At 38.5% G+C, this 15868-nt stretch carries 13 protein-coding genes; 4 read left to right on the top strand and 9 right to left on the bottom strand.

Features of this window, described 5'->3' with window-relative positions; translation table 11 throughout:
• Positions 1–2: 2 nt before the first annotated feature.
• Both KMW37_RS09105 and uvrC read left to right on the top strand, forming a co-directional pair.
• Positions 3–2315 (top strand): penicillin-binding protein 1A, encoded by a 2313-nt coding sequence (locus tag KMW37_RS09105; RefSeq protein ID WP_215224314.1) that lies wholly within the window; start codon positions 3–5, stop codon positions 2313–2315.
• A gap of 80 nt (positions 2316–2395) precedes the next feature.
• Positions 2396–4189 carry an excinuclease ABC subunit UvrC gene (uvrC, locus tag KMW37_RS09100; RefSeq protein ID WP_215224313.1) on the top strand — a complete coding sequence of 598 codons (1794 nt, stop codon included), beginning with the start codon at positions 2396–2398 and terminating at the stop codon, positions 4187–4189.
• A 53-nt stretch (positions 4190–4242) separates the two neighbouring features.
• On the opposite strand, the gene porN is transcribed toward uvrC, so the two are convergent.
• The 8 genes from porN to KMW37_RS09060 all read right to left on the bottom strand — a co-directional run bounded on the left by porN (position 4243) and on the right by KMW37_RS09060 (position 13555).
• Positions 4243–5064, bottom strand: coding sequence for a type IX secretion system ring subunit PorN/GldN (gene porN, locus KMW37_RS09095; RefSeq protein ID WP_215224312.1), 822 nt, complete (start codon positions 5062–5064; stop codon positions 4243–4245).
• A gap of 48 nt (positions 5065–5112) precedes the next feature.
• The gene (gene porM / locus KMW37_RS09090) at positions 5113–6714 is read right to left on the bottom strand and encodes a type IX secretion system motor protein PorM/GldM (protein WP_215224311.1); all 1602 of its coding nucleotides are present in this window, start codon (positions 6712–6714) and stop codon (positions 5113–5115) included.
• A 40-nt stretch (positions 6715–6754) separates the two neighbouring features.
• On the bottom strand, positions 6755–7564 hold the full coding sequence (gene porL / locus KMW37_RS09085; RefSeq protein ID WP_246581419.1) for a type IX secretion system motor protein PorL/GldL: 810 nt from the start codon (positions 7562–7564) through the stop codon (positions 6755–6757).
• Between the two features lie 57 nt (positions 7565–7621).
• Positions 7622–8716, bottom strand: a complete 1095-nt coding sequence (gene porK, locus KMW37_RS09080) for a T9SS ring complex lipoprotein PorK/GldK (protein ID WP_215224310.1) — start codon at positions 8714–8716, stop codon at positions 7622–7624.
• Between the two features lie 116 nt (positions 8717–8832).
• Entirely contained in the window at positions 8833–9810 is a 978-nt protein-coding gene (locus KMW37_RS09075) for a PorP/SprF family type IX secretion system membrane protein (protein WP_215224309.1), read from the bottom strand.
• Positions 9811–9891: 81 nt separating this feature from the next.
• Entirely contained in the window at positions 9892–10665 is a 774-nt protein-coding gene (locus tag KMW37_RS09070) for a uroporphyrinogen-III synthase (protein WP_215224308.1), read from the bottom strand.
• A 46-nt stretch (positions 10666–10711) separates the two neighbouring features.
• Positions 10712–11815: a DUF4271 domain-containing protein gene (locus KMW37_RS09065; protein ID WP_215224307.1), complete on the bottom strand. Its 1104-nt coding sequence runs from the start codon at positions 11813–11815 to the stop codon at positions 10712–10714.
• Positions 11816–11821: 6 nt separating this feature from the next.
• Positions 11822–13555 carry a BamA/TamA family outer membrane protein gene (locus tag KMW37_RS09060; RefSeq protein WP_215224306.1) on the bottom strand — a complete coding sequence of 578 codons (1734 nt, stop codon included), beginning with the start codon at positions 13553–13555 and terminating at the stop codon, positions 11822–11824.
• Between the two features lie 50 nt (positions 13556–13605).
• On the opposite strand from KMW37_RS09060, the gene hemW reads away from it, so the two are divergent.
• Together hemW and KMW37_RS09050 are read left to right on the top strand one after the other, a co-directional pair.
• Complete coding sequence (gene hemW, locus KMW37_RS09055; protein ID WP_215224548.1) at positions 13606–14730, top strand: radical SAM family heme chaperone HemW; 1125 nt, start codon at positions 13606–13608, stop codon at positions 14728–14730.
• A 24-nt stretch (positions 14731–14754) separates the two neighbouring features.
• The gene (locus KMW37_RS09050) at positions 14755–15069 is read left to right on the top strand and encodes a DUF721 domain-containing protein (RefSeq protein WP_215224305.1); all 315 of its coding nucleotides are present in this window, start codon (positions 14755–14757) and stop codon (positions 15067–15069) included.
• Between the two features lie 17 nt (positions 15070–15086).
• Here KMW37_RS09050 and KMW37_RS09045 read toward each other — a convergent pair whose 3' ends face one another.
• The gene (locus KMW37_RS09045; RefSeq protein WP_215224304.1) at positions 15087–15803 is read right to left on the bottom strand and encodes a DUF4197 domain-containing protein; all 717 of its coding nucleotides are present in this window, start codon (positions 15801–15803) and stop codon (positions 15087–15089) included.
• Positions 15804–15868 lie beyond the last annotated feature (65 nt).

Genomic DNA, 15868 nt, shown 5'->3' with positions numbered 1-15868 from the left:
TCATGAGTAAAAAGAAACAAACCACTAATAGCGGCAGTTTTGCAGGTAAAATAGTTAAGTCCCTTTGGATTATTTTTTTCGCAGGACTCTTGAGTCTTATCATATTTATTTGGTCGGTAAGCGTTAATTTTTTGGGGCTATATGGTGAACTACCTGATTTCAAAACACTGGAAAACCCTGATAGCGAATTAGCTTCTGAGCTTTATTCTGCAGACGGAGTATTGTTGGGTAAATATTATAGGGAAAACCGTTCCCCTGTTAAATACAATGAACTTTCGCCAAATCTGATTCATGCCTTGATTGCTACTGAGGATATCCGTTTTGAAGAGCACTCCGGTATTGATTTGAAGGGGTTGGCCAGGGTATTTTTTAAGACCATCTTACTAAGGCAAAGTAGTGCAGGAGGAGGAAGTACACTTAGCCAGCAAACAGCAAAGAACCTGTTCAAAACCCGGGGGGCAGAATCTCAGGGGTCCCTGAGCAGAATTCCAGGATTGAGAATGCTTATCATCAAAACCAAAGAATGGATTGTAGCCTCACAGCTCGAGAAAGCCTACACCAAGGATGAAATCCTAACCATGTACCTGAACACATCGGAATTTGGGAGTAATGCCTATGGTATCAAAACTGCTTCAAAAACATTCTTCAATAAAACACCAAAAGATCTTAACGTTCAAGAATCTGCCGTCCTAGTTGGACTTTTTAAAGCGCCAACCTATTACAGTCCGGTTTATAATCCTGATAATTCCCTAAGAAGAAGGAATACAGTATTAAATCAAATGAAAAAATATGACTACCTGACTGATGCGGAATATGACTCTATTTCTTCATTGCCAATAGAATTGGATTATAATGTAGAAAGCCATAACCGAGGTTTGGCTACCTATTTTAGGGAAATCGTAAAAGCTGACTTAATAAAATGGACCAATGAAAACTTAAAGGTAGATGGCAAACCATACGATCTTTTTGGGGATGGTCTGAGAATCTACACGACCATTGACAGCAGAATGCAGAAATATGCCGAAGAGTCCGTTGATGAGCATATGAGAGAGCTTCAGGCAAAATTTAAAAATGAACTCAGAGGTAGAGAACCTTGGATCGACAGTGACGGCCGGGTAATCCCTAATTTCCTCGAAACCATGATCAAAAGAACTGAGGCCTATAGAGTCCTAGTCAATAAATATGGAGCAGGATCTGATTCAGTTAACATCAAACTGAACGAAAAGAAAAAGATGAAGGTCTTTTCTTGGGAGAAAGGTGAAATTGATACACTAATGAGCTCAATGGACTCATTAAGATATTATAAGACCTTCCTACAAACAGGTTTTGTATCCATGGATCCACATACAGGTCACATCAAGGCTTGGGTTGGTGGTCTGAACCACAAATATTTCAAATACGATCACGTAAGAGAAGGAAAAAGACAGCCAGGTTCCACCTTTAAGCCATTTGTTTATGCTGCTGCCATTGAGAATGGTTATAGCCCTTGCTATTCTGTAGTAGATCAACCTGTTGAAATCAATATCCCTGGTCAACCAGCTTGGATACCAAGTAATGCCGATAGCAAATTCTCCTATGAAAAAATGACCATTAGGCAAGCCATGGCCAGGTCCATCAATTCTATCACTGCTTATATCATGAAGCAAATAAGCCCTGAGGTAGTAGTGGAGACAGCACATAGATTAGGGGTTACCAGTGACCTGGACCCAGTACCGGCATTGGCTTTAGGGACCAGTGATGTATCTATTTTAGAAATGGTAGGTGCCATGAGTACTTTTGCCAATAAAGGTGAACACATAAAACCTTATTATATCGATAGAATTGAGGATAAAAACGGCAATGTACTTCACCAATTCCCTGCTAGAAAGAAACCTGCTATGAGTGAGGAACATGCCTATTTGATGCTACATATGCTCATGGGAGGTTTTGAAGAAACAGGTGGTACAAGTCAAGGAATCCCAATGAGCCTAAGAACTGACAATGAATTGGGCGGTAAAACAGGCACTACACAGAATGCCTCAGATGGATGGTATATAGGACTCAGCAAAGACCTAGTAAGTGGTGTTTGGGTTGGCGGTGACGATCGTGCTGTTCACTTTAGAAGCTGGCTAAACGGCCAAGGGGCAAGAACAGCAAGACCAATTTGGGTTAAATACATGACTAAAGTCTACAATGATCCAAGCTTAGGAATTACAAAAGGACCATTCCAAAAACCTGAAAGACCATTAAGCATTGAGCTTAATTGCGATGAATACAACCTTAAAACAGACGATTTCTCGGACTTTGACTACGACAGAAGTAGCAACGACTTTTAAGGAACTTATTCCATAGTTGAGACATTAAATAAACTTGAAAACAGCTCGCGTCGGTGAGCTGTTTTTTTATATTTGTTATTATGCAAACACCATCATACAATCGTGATGAATATCTAAAACTTCCTGATTCACCAGGAGTTTATAAATACTTTAATGATGAAGGAACTCTAATCTATGTGGGCAAGGCCAAAAGCCTGAAGAAAAGAGTAAGCAGTTATTTCGTCAAAAGTGCTGGGCTAAACCTGAAAACCAAAAGAATGGTCAGGGAAATCAATAAGATCGAGTTTACCATGGTTAACTCTGAGTTTGATGCCCTTTTATTAGAAAACAACCTCATCAAAAAAGCCCAACCTAAATACAATATCCTGCTCAAGGATGACAAGACTTACCCTTATTTGCTTTTAACCCAAGAACACTTTCCTCAAATCTATCCTACACGGAAGGTCATTCCATCTAAAGGCACTTATTTTGGGCCTTTTGCCAGTGTAAAAGCGATGAATAATGTCCTTGAATTGATCAGGACATTGTTTACCATTAGGACCTGCAAGCTCGATCTAAATCCCTATAAAATAGCTGAGCAAAACTACAAGGTGTGCTTGGAATACCATATAGGCAACTGCCTTGGTCCTTGTGAAGCACTACAAAGCGAAAAGGACTATATGAAAGATATAGATCAAGCTAAGAATATCCTAAAAGGGAATTTGGGTATCCCTAGGGCTTTCTTTAAGGCAAAGATGCAGGAGGCGGCAGAAAACCTTCAATTTGAGAGGGCACAGCGTTTTAAGGACAAATTGGAATTATTGGAAAAATACCAAGCCAAATCACTTGTAGCCAATCCACAAATCACCAGTTTGGATGTATTTACTATAGTCTCGGATGAAAAGTTTGCCTTTGTTAATTACCTCAAAATTAAAAATGGTGCCATCCATATCACCAAAACAGTTGAACTTAAAAAGAAACTGGATGAAACCGATCTTGAGCTTTTATTAACCGCACTGTTCAGATTAAGGGACCAATTCCAAAGTGACTCCAAAGAAATCATCAGTAACATCCCTTTGGAAGAACCTATTGAAGGGCTCCACTTGGTGGTTCCAAAAATTGGTGACAAAAGAAAACTAATTGAGCTCTCCCTTAAAAATGCCATGTACTATAAAAAAGAAAAGGCATTGCTGAGTGGAAAAGCAAAAGAAAAAAAGAACCGAATCCTATTGCAATTACAAAAGGATTTATCCCTAAAGGACATTCCAGAACATATCGAATGTTTTGACAACTCCAATATACAGGGGGCTTACCCAGTAGCCAGTATGGTATGTTTCCTCAATGGCAAACCTGCTAAAAAAGAATACAGACACTTCCATATTAAAACAGTAGTTGGCCCTGATGATTTTGCAAGCATGACAGAAATCGTTGGGAGGCGGTATAAGCGATTGTTAAAAGAAAACAAGGCATTACCTAACTTAATTGTAATTGATGGCGGTAAAGGCCAGTTATCCGCCGCTGTGGAAGCTATGAAAGCTATTGGCATCTATGGACAGGTTCCTGTTGTCGGAATTGCCAAAAGGCTTGAGGAAATTTATTTCCCCGAGGACTCCTACCCTTTGCATATAGACAAGAAATCAGAATCATTAAGATTGATCCAAAGAATAAGGGACGAAGCCCACCGATTTGCGATTACCTTCCACCGGGATATTAGAAGTAAAGATGCCTTTAAAACTGCCCTAGACGAAATTGATGGAATAGGTCCCCAGACCAGCAATAAATTACTTAAACATTTTAAATCTATTAAAAACATCAGGGAAGCCAGTCAAGATGACATCATTGAATTAATAGGCAAGGACAAGGGCCAAAAAATAATAGACTTCATAAAAAAATAGAGCAGATAAATATTTATCTGCTCTATTGCTGTTATTTTAATCTTCAGGAATTATTACCACTCCCAAAGGCTATTTTCAAATTCTAATAGATCATATTCAAACTTCAAACCATTGAGATAGGCCTGCAATTCTGGATTCGGGTGAGTTGGATCTACCAAATCCGCAATCAAGGCATCATCTGCATTGGAGAATTTCCTCACCACAGATTTAAACAATCTCAAATCAAATGCCTGACTATAAGATAAATCCTTGGAAGTATTCTTGAAGTTTATCCATCTAGCTTCAGGATGGTCTTTAAAGTATTCATAGAAATCTTTAAACCTGATATAAGCAATGGTTTTTTGCCCTGCATTGGAATTGGTCTCCGAAGGCATTACCATGTGAATATACTTCACATCAAATTTTACTTGTGAATGATGCTTATCAAAAAGGAAATCTTCTTTTAAATCTAAATAATAAAGATTTTTCACAAAAATACTATCACCATTGGCAGCAATCCAGAAGTTGGTCTGGAAATCAGCAATAGAAAGAGGTGTTGTGAATTTCTCATCAGCAAATACCTCAATAGCATTTTCTTCAACTACTGCTTTATAAATATTGTTAATAATACCATTTCTCTTGGTATCTCCTGTACCATAAAGTGGATGGTTGTATTTCTCTCTAAGATCAATCCTCCTCCAAACACCTATTTGATACATTTTGTCATCCTCCCTTATAGGGTGAGCGGAGAAGACCGTATCTATCTCAAACTGCCTATCGCCATAGCTGGAAGGGTCAACACTAGTTGCTCCTGCTCCCTGCCCGAAGACTTCTGCTCCACTTGCCGTAACAAGTAAAACCAGCAGCGATCCAAAGATTTTATTAAATAGTTTCATAACAATATTTTTTTGCTCTTCTAACTAAAGGCTCCTAAAACGCTGGGATTACTTAATTTGTATCCACATAATTTCATTCTGAGCACTTCTAATTTTGTTACCTCTAAAATTTGTTCGGGTAACTTCAGTTACTTGAATCACCAACCTATCCCCAGTTCTGGCAGCAGCTAGTAAGTTTCTAATCGCTACATTTTCACCAGTGATATTTACTTGGTCCCTAGGCACATCATTTCTTACCAACTTAACAACCCCACCAGTCACTTCAAACCTCGCATCCTTAGGCATGGTTCTTCCAAAGGTTGGTTCAGGAATAGCTTTCACAAGCAAAGTGGAAGGTCCTGGAGACGGATATGGATTTGTCAAATCAATTTCTCCTCTAGCATCAAATGGACGAATCGTAGGAGCTGGAACCGGTCTGATGTCATAGGTTTTGGTACCTATTTTAACACCTCCACTACTCACACCAATATTTACTTTTCCAGAACTTCCTGGGATAATCGTCACATCCCCTGGCTTACTTCCTTTGATTGCCTGTCCATTACTAATAGCAAATTCAGGAGCGTAGTTATTACCTAAAGCGGGCACCTTAATACTCAATTCATTTGCACATTCGGCATATAATTGCTGAATGGCTTCTGCAGTTACTTCAATGGTAGGATTAGCCACATAATAATCGTAAGAATAAGGCATTACACTATCCGTACCATTAATATTGATCACTACCTCACCAGAGAATGTTTTCTTAGCCAATCCCCTATCATCATAACTACCGGCAGGAGTAACAGGGAAACTAATTTGGCCAAAGCCGTTTTCTACTGGGATCTCCGCACCATTTGCCGTCATTTTTGGCTGTATAGAGGATGAAGATGAAGCAATAAATAAACTTCCTTCAAATTTGGTACCTGCAGCTACGATATTAGAATTAGCTGAAACCATTGGTTCAAATACATCCGACTTGAAATAAAACGAACCCAAAGAACTAGTTATTGCAGTAAGTGCCTCAGATTCAATATTGAGCACTTCATTTTGATACTGACTGATGATCGCCAAAACAGCACCTACTGGGGATTTCACAAAGTTTAGATTTACAAAATCCTTATAGCTAACATCTGGATCATTTTTGAATAAATCTATTTCATTGGCATCCTTTGCAATCTTATCAAAGGTCATTGGGATGTCAAGACTACTCAATATGGATGAAATTTCTTCTGGATAGGCATTTAGCCTTTCCTGCATTTCATAGCCCTTTTTGTTATTATTAAAGATATTTCCAGGAATATCAGTATTCTTTAGTGCACTATTCTGAAACTGTCCCTCATCATTCAAAGCGTTGGAGCTTGTGATCAGGTCCTGCTTTAAGCTTTCCAAATAAGCAAAAACCTCAGCGGTCTTTTCCCTTACTTCTTGAGCTGCTGCAACTTTAGGAACATCTTTGGCATTATTACCTTGCTGTTCCACCGTACTTTGTATTGAACTTACTGTAAACTCATTTTTTTGAATATAATTCTTGGAGGTCCTCTCCAATCCATCATTCAACAAAATGAACTTTTGTAATATTTGATTACTTACTTGCAATGCCAAAAGAGCAGTCAGAACGAGATACATCATCCCGATCATCTTCTGCCGTGGCGTTTCTTTTCCACCGGCCATATATCTCCAGTTAAATTAAAGTTCTAAGAAAAATTTAACCTCAACCTTTCATGGCGGTCAACATACCACCATATACATTGTTGAGAGAGCTAACGTTCTTGTTCAATTTAGCTAGTTCAGCTTTGAATGCTTCAGTTTCCTTACCTGCTTCATTCAATCCTTCCATAGCTGCGGTAACGTTAGAATAGAATTTATTAAGAACTTTAACATGACTGTTAGCATCCTGTAATTCCAATTCATAAACTGCATTCAATGCAGATAGGTTTTTGGTAACAGCAACTACTTGACCGTGATATTCTTTTGCATCTTGCGAAGCAGAAGACATTTCTGATAAAGCTGCGGCTGTTTTACTATATGATTGGTTAATATCGATCAAAGTTTTAGAAGCTGCTTTCACATTCTCAGCATACTCAGAAGTAGCTACAGCGGCATCGGAAACCTCGCCCATTTTCTCAGTAGATTTAGCCAACTTGTCCAAACCTTTACCTAAACTCTCAATTAATTCAGGTCCAACCTTAGCATCTGACAACATTTTATCCAGTTGTTGGGAAACATTATCACCTGTTGCTGCTTTTTTACTCCTGCGGCCTTGAGACGGAGCACTATCATCTTCCAATTCTGGATATACTTTACTCCAATCTAAATCCTTTGCTTTAGGTTCGAAGGCTGACAGAAAGAATATAATCGCCTCTGTTGAAAGCCCAACACCGATCATTAGAGAAGCTCCAGTCCAATCCAAAATTTTAAACATTGCCCCTAAAATCACTACTGAGGCACCGATCCCATAAATCTTAGGCATAACTGAGCCATAAAATTTATGAGCAAATGAATTTCCGTTATTTGTTGACATAGATTTTAAAAGTATGGTTTTTTATTAGTGTGTGTAGTTTAATAATATTTTGAGTGATTAACGTCTTCTTCTTCTTGATGCCCTTACATCCATAGAACCTGATCTACCAATAAAGGTCATCACAGTTCTAAAACCAATATGTGCAGTTTTCACATCTTGGTACTCGTAAGTTCTGGTACTTGTTTCCAGATAATGGGCTATGTCTTTCCAGGATCCCCCTCTAACTACTTTCCTAGATTCGTTTTCATCTTCATATCGCGGATCCAAATCCCAACTTAGTGCACTTCCTGCAGGGTTATAAGCATCCTCTACCCATTCTGCTACATTTCCAGACATATTATAAATCCCAAAATCATTAGGGGCATAAGTATCTACTGGAGCAGTGTAGGCAAATCCATCATCAATATAATTACCTCTGCCAGGTTTGAAATTGGCCATCAAACAACCACGTCTGTTTTTCAAATATGGTCCACCCCAAGGATATTTTGCGATTTCTTTCCCTCCTTTGGCTGCATATTCCCATTCTGCTTCAGATGGTAATCTAAAGCGCGGCATGTCATATTCTGACTTGTCATTGGCATTCATATGATAAGTCTTCCACTCACAAAATTTCTTTGCTTGCTCCCAACTGATTCCGACCACTGGATAATCATCAAATGCAGGGTGTTCAAAATAATATTCCATCAAAGGGTCTCCATAATGGTGGGTGAAACTTTGAGACCACACTGTAGTATCCGGTACCAATTCATCAATATTGAATTGCGGTGGATCTTTCAAGGTTGTAGGGGTTGACAAAGCCAATTCTCCCATCTTAACCGCTTCTAAAAATTGACGATATTTGTTATTGGACACTTCATATTTGTCCATGTAAAATTCTGATATCGTCACCTGCCTGTTCAGTGAGGATTTACTGACAGCTATATCCTCGTCTGCCTGGCCCATCCAAAAGGTACCTGCTTTTACCGGCACCATCTCATGGGGCAATACCTGCTGCCACCCAGATCGGTTTGGCACACCTGTTACCTCACCGGACCTGTTAGCTTTTTCACTTGCTGAGCCTTTACTGCCAAAAAGACCGCAACTCTGCAGAAGTACTGAAGCTATCAGCATCACGACTCCTGTCAAAAATCGTGAGTTCATTTTTCTGTACATATAAGACACTTTAGTTGACAATTCCCAATTTTCTAGACACACGTCTATTTACCAAGATCGAAATTTAACAGAAAATACCAAAAAAACGCAATGAATGCACGAAAATAAATGATTAATTAAAATCTAAATCTAGGTGTTCTTTGTATGGCTTTCTGTAAATTTCGTGTTACAGATGGCAAATTATACGACAACATAAGCTCATGGGAACTAGGTGATTTTGCTTCATTCCCACCAACTACCAAATCAAATGCATACCCTAATCGAAGAGATTTATCTCTCAACAATTGATAACCTAAAAGCACGGACACGGATTCTTCTCCTCTATAGGCTAAGCCACCGCTAATACGATCGTTATGTGTGGCTATAACGCTAATATCATAAGAAAAATTATTCAAGCCAACAGTTTTAACTAATAAACTTGGGCTGAACCTTATCTGTGCAAATGTTTTAAACTCATACCCCAACATCAAATAACTATGATTCCTCAGTTTATTATCAAATGTACCATCACCAAAATCGAAATTAGGTTCATTGATGTTTCTACTGCTTAAACTCACATAATAATCTGCTGTTTTATAGAGTAAGCCCGCACCAAAGTTTACGCTCATCTGACTTTCATCACCTGAGGCCGGTACATTTGGGTCAGGATTTACCAAATCCAACTCGTCATATTTAATGGTATTGGAAAACACTCCTCCAAAAACCCCAAGACTTAGTGTTCCTTTCCTGATGTTTTTATGATAAGCTAATGAAATATTAATATCCTGGCTGGTAGTGGGACCGATGTCATCATTGACAAATGTCAAGCCCCAGCCAAATGGTTTACTGGAAAATCTGCCAGTTGCTGTCAATAATTGAGTAGTAGGCGCCCCTCCTTGTCCACTAGAAGTAGTATATCCTAACCACTGGCTTCTATGAAGCGCTGAAAATTGATAACCTCCCTGTAATCCAGAAAAAGCAGGGTTATAAAAAAGTCGGTTATACATATACTGAGAAAACTGAGCATCCTGTTGCGCTTGCACAGTTTGGCCCATAAACAGTATTATGATAATGCTCGAAAAAATAACAAAATAAAGGTAAATTCTATTTTTCATGTGCATCAAAAGTACATTATGCTTAATATATCTAGTCTACACAATTATAATCGAATTTACCCTATAAATGTTATCTTTTTTTTAGACGTTATTCACTTTTTTAATATAAAGCTCCAAAGCACCTGTCATACTAGGTGCATTTGGCATAGGCGCCTCAATATCCAAAATCAAGTCTTGGTCTTTCACACTTTTTGAAGTGGTTGGGCCAAAAGCTGCAATCCTGGTAAATCCTTGCTCAAAGTCAGGAAAGTTTTGAATCAATGACTTAATTCCAGAAGGACTGTAAAAAGCTAAAATATCATACTTGATATCTTTCAAGTCCGAAAGATCAGCCGCTACTGTATGGTAAATAATGGCCTCAGTAAAGTCAATATTGTTTTTTTCTAAGAAATCAGGAATATCATTTTTCCTGATATCCGAACATGGGAACAAATACTTTTCCCCTTTGTGCTTTTTGAAATAATCAAATAGATCAGCAGCTGTTCTTACACCAACGAAAAGCTTTCTTTTCCTGATTACAATGTATTTCTGCAAATAATGGGCGGTTTGCTCAGAAATACAGAAATACTTCATGTCTGCAGGCATTTCAATTTTTAGCTCCTGGCAGATCTTAAAAAAATGATCGATAGCATTCCTGCTCGTAAAAATTACTGCAGTGTGCTTCAAAATATCAATCTTTTGCTTTCTGAAATCTCTAATACCTACAGGCTCTACCTGAATAAAAGGTCTAAAATCAATCTTTAGATTGTACTTCTCAGCGAGCTGAAAATAGGGAGACTTAGTGTCCGAAGGTTTAGGTTGAGAAACCAAAATACTCTTAACCGGCCGAAATCTGTCTTTGGTAGATTTAGTCATATTGTCTGTTTTCTACTTTTGTTTTCTCTAATCTTTTTTCCTGTAATCAGCCCAAGACTATCTTGGCGATTACCAAGAATGGAACCAATTCAGAGCTGCAAATGTAAGAAAATAAATGGTAACTTTTAAATGGGACTTTTTTTAACATGATGTAAAAAAGTCTAAAAATGCCCAATAAATAAACTAATAAAAATAAAGACACGGCATAATTTAACACCAAATCCATTTCTGTGAACCCTTGAATATAGAATACAATAATCACAATAAAGCATAATAACATTAGGATAACCAATCCTCTCATCAAGTAAAAGAATTGCCGAAAATCCCAGCGCTCAATTTGATAAACAGAAGTAAACAATTTGATCCACAAATACTTAAGAACTGACAGGATCATAAACACAGCCGTACCTGAAAGCCAAACTAGAAAAAGAAAATTAACATCGCCCATCAAGTACTTCTCCAAAAATGGCACTTCTGTAAAATGTATCCCCGACATAATTATCAAGGTTACAAGCATGCTAAAAACCAAAATATTAAATATCATATCTGATGAAAAAACTTTTCCACCTGTTCCTGGTTCTGAAAAATCTTCCGAGAAAATTGAAACAGGACGTAAAGCGGTTTTGAACATAAGTGGATAGGTCACCTTAAACAATGCTATCAATGCCAGAATGATCACCAAGGCCAAAATCAAAAAATCCTTTACTGAATCCTTTGCCCTGAGTTTTAGCCCGTCCACATTTTTTCCCCCATCAATTTCTAGTCCTGATCTAAAAACACCCTTTTTAATAGAGATGTCTTCCTTTCTAATACCAGATCGATAAACTTCTATCCCCACTTTTCCAGATAGTCCTGAAAATTGTTCTTTAAACGCTGACATGGGCAACAAAAAAGAGGTATCGCTTTTGGTATAAAACCACAATTGATCACCAACAAAAACCGCTGAAGATGTTGGAAACTTCATTTCAAAAGTAGATTCGGGAAAATTCTCCACATCTATGGAGACTGAAGCCATGACCGGGCTTATAGCAAACTCATGCTTCGTGCTCGTTGTAATCTGAGGATTGTAGTTTTCCAAAATCTGGGCATGGGCCTGGGAAAACACAAAAAATATAAACACCGCTAAAATTGTCCGTACTTCTTTTACCATAATTATTTAAAACCTCCCTGTATATCCGAAATGTACCTTAGCATAGTTCATGCCCATCTGCTGTTCATTTGATTTACCTACTCCGAGAATAAACTGGAATGCTCCCTGTCCGGTATCCAAACTTAGTCCCCCTCCAAATGAAACAGGCCGATCCATTTCTCTCTCCCCGATCAACCCATTTTGCTCCAACACTGCCACATCCATAAATCCCATAAAGTAGGAACCGTTCTCGAAGTAAAACCTGGGTTCAAAATTAGCATAAACATACTGATTTGCGAAAAAGAAATTTTCATTAAAGCCCCTTATGCTTCTTAACCCTCCCAACCTGAACATATCATTCTTCAAAACATTATTTCCTGCGATCTTTCCGGCCCTTAACCTGATCATGGCCATCAACATCGGGCTCCACCTCCAGTAATTTTCTATAGAAAACTCTCCATAATACTGAAGAGCTGTTAAATCAACATCCTCGTAAAGGTCTTCAGGAATGGCTGTATTCATCAGGATTTTTTTATTGCCAACCGCCGATTCAAAACTTACCCTCAACCCACTTCTGGGATTGAATATATCATCCAAAGCAAAAAGGTTAAACTGTGCGCCGTAGCTATTGAACCTAAAATCCAGGACTTCCGGCAAAGTACTGACTTCATCCTCTTCCGTTGACACTGACAATAAATCACCTGACTGCCTTTTTGAGAAGAAATTAAGGTAAAGCAAAGGACTCAATTGATGCCCCAAATCAATTCTAAAATCCCTATTGATGAAAGTGGTATCTTCCTTCAAAAGGTAAAAAGAAGCTTTAACATCTATTCCCGACCCAAAAACCATAGGCTCTTCTGCTTTGATTTTCAAGTTTTGAGAATATTGACTGAGCCGCTGCCAATGCAGCCCATAGTTTCTCCCTCTTCCACTCACATTGAAAAGCTCCAGGTCAAACTGGCCCGTCACCAGCATCTTGCTCCTTTCAGTTTCATTGGGCAATAGTCCAATAATCCCATCTATAGAATTAACTTTCCTATCCACCAAGGGCACATAGACTGTAGCTTCACTGTTTTGAAAGCTAACCTGTGGATTATCAGAAATTTTAAGTCCGTTTTGCTGCTTCAGCCTCTTACGAATTTCATCCACAGTATTTTGGCTAAAAGGCCTACCTGGATTAATTCCCAAATACCTTCCCAAATAAGCTACATTTGCTTTTGAATTCCCCACAAGCCTTAAGGTGTCAAAGGTTATCAATGGACCTTGGTTGAGCTGTAGGCTAGCGGTGAAAAGATTTTCCTCCTGCCCTATACTGTCTAATTTAACCGAGGCAAAGGGATAACCATTATCTTCATTTTCCTTGATGATTTTATCAATCAAGGAAAGTATTTCATCAAAATTGACTGGATGTCGATCAAATCGCTTTTTATTGAAACCGACCCTATTCAGAATTGACGGAGGGATATTGCCTTCAGAAAGGTAGAGCCATTCATACCTTTGTCCAGTATTTATCACTACCTCCTTGGCATTTCCATTAGTTAAAACTGCTACCATATCGGCCATTAGATAGCCCTTATTCCTCAATGAGCCCAAATACTCGTTTATAAATTCACTACGCCCAAATTCATGAGGGAACCCTTTCAACTCAGAATGGCTAATCCCCCCTTTGACTATCATGTTAAGGGATAGACTGTCCTGTCCAAAAACCAACTGTAATGCCGTGGTCAAAAATATAAATAATGTAATGATTCCCTTTTTCAAATAGCCAAACCTTGAAATTACTTACCTTTGCATCGATAAAAGTAATGATTTTGGCAGGAATATACATTCATATCCCCTTTTGTAAGCAAGCATGTCACTATTGTGATTTTCACTTCAGCACGCAAACTGATCTGAAATCCAAAATGGTGGAGATGATTTGTAAAGAATTGATACTCCAAAAAGACTATCTGGGCAAGTATTGCATTATCAAGACAGTTTATTTTGGTGGTGGAACCCCCTCTCTTTTGAGTAAGGAAGAAATCTCTGCAATTCTTCAAACCATTAGCCTACACTACAGTTTGGACTTGGAAGAACTGACCATAGAAGCAAATCCTGATGACCTTTCCCCTGCCAAGCTCCAAGAACTTAAAGAACTCCAATTTGACCGCCTGAGCATCGGGATACAAAGTTTCCATGACGAAGTCCTTAAATTCTACAATAGGAGCCACAATGCTGAAGAATCACTGAGGGTAATTGAAAATGCGAGGAATGCCGGTTTTGAAAAACTGTCCATAGATTTAATGTATGGCTTTCCCTCAGCCAGTCATGAGCTTTGGAAAAAAGACCTTCAAATAGCCACTTCCCTCGATCCTGGTCATATCAGCAGCTATTGCCTGACCATAGAACCTGGCACAGCGCTGGGCAATTGGACCCAAAAAGGAAAGTTTCTTCCCGCCTCTGAGGACTTTAGCGCCGATCAATTTGAAATCATGCAGAAGCATCTGGAAGAAGCCGGATACATTCAATATGAAATATCCAATTTTGGAAAACCGCATGCTTTTGCTGTTCATAATACCAATTACTGGAAGGGTATCCCCTATTTGGGTGTAGGGCCAAGTGCACATTCATTTGACGGAAAAACGCGACAGTACAATATCGCCAACAATGCCAAATACATAAAATCATTGGAAAACGGACTTATCGATTTTGAAAAAGACCTACTTTCCAGAGAAGATGTAATCAATGAATACATACTGACCTCATTAAGAACTATTTGGGGAACAGATCTCCAAAAACTTGAGGATCAATTTGACATCTCTCTAGTTGACTTAAAAAAAACCGAATTAAAAGAATTTCAGGAAGACAGATTATTGACCTTGAAGGATCAATATTTGGTCCTTACCAAAGAGGGAAAACTTTTGGCTGACTATATTGCCGGAAAGTTATTTCTATAGCGAATACTTAGTACCTTTAAGCATATGAAGAAATATCAGGATTATAATCCTCGTAAAAAGGAAATCACTCCGCTAAAGGAGGCTTTTGAAGAGCTTTTGCAAGCATATAGACTTAAAGACAGGTTCAACGAAAAGAAAATTGCGGGATCTTGGGGAGAGCTAATGGGCAATTCCATTGCCAGTAGGACAAGTAGTGTTTATGCGAAAGACAAAAAACTTTTTGTAAAGCTAAGCTCTGGACCCATCAAAAAAGAATTGATGATGAACAAATCAAAAGTGCTCCAAATCATTGAAGATAAATTCGGAAAAGGAGCGATAGAGGACATTACATTTCTGTAACATCCTCTATCCTTGCATTAATCCTGTGCTGCAAACACTCTTTTCAACAAAATGCTAGTTCTTTCCAAAGGGTCTTCACGAATCGCTTTTTCTTCTTCAGCAACTAGCTTAAAAAGGCCTTCAATAGCCATATTCGTAACATAACTGTTCAAATCTGGATCCAGTTTATCTTTTGTCGTAGGAACTCTGTTGTATGCATTGACCAATTCACTATAATGCTTTGTCGCTCCAACTTGATTTAAGGATTCCTGAACGTGGGGCTTAAAAAGCTCTGTGAGTTGATCAGAAGTAGTTCTTTTCAGGTACTGGGTTGCCGCATCATCTCCTCCCTTAAGAATATCCCAAGCATCCTGAATGGACAATTGCTTGATGGCATTGATGAAAATCGGTTTCGCTTCCATGGCAGCATTTTCCGCCCCACGGTTAATCGTAGTGATCGCTTTATCCACCTCATTTCCCAAGCCGAACCTCCTGAGCGTTGACTCTACCTTTCGTACATCTTCAGGTAATGCGATCCGAATCAGTTCATTTCCCAGAAAACCATCTGTCGATGAAGCACTTTCTACTCCTACTGAAATACCTTTAACCAATGCTTCCTTTAGTCCAGCACTAACATCTGCTTCTGATAATGTGCCCTGACTAGCTCCTTGGATAAATTTGTTTACTTCAGAAGCGGTGCAGCTTACTAGGATAAAAATGAATAGGACTCCAAAAATTCTGTTGATAATTCTCATTTCAAAACTAAGGTTATATTATTTGCTTATTAAAATGCTTCTTGATAATTGAATGACATTATGTA

Source organism: Echinicola shivajiensis (assembly GCF_018642165.1).
Classification (GTDB): Bacteria; Bacteroidota; Bacteroidia; order Cytophagales; family Cyclobacteriaceae; genus Echinicola; species Echinicola shivajiensis.
Note: the sequence above shows the minus strand (reverse complement) of the source record. Positions and strands in the feature narration are given on the sequence as shown.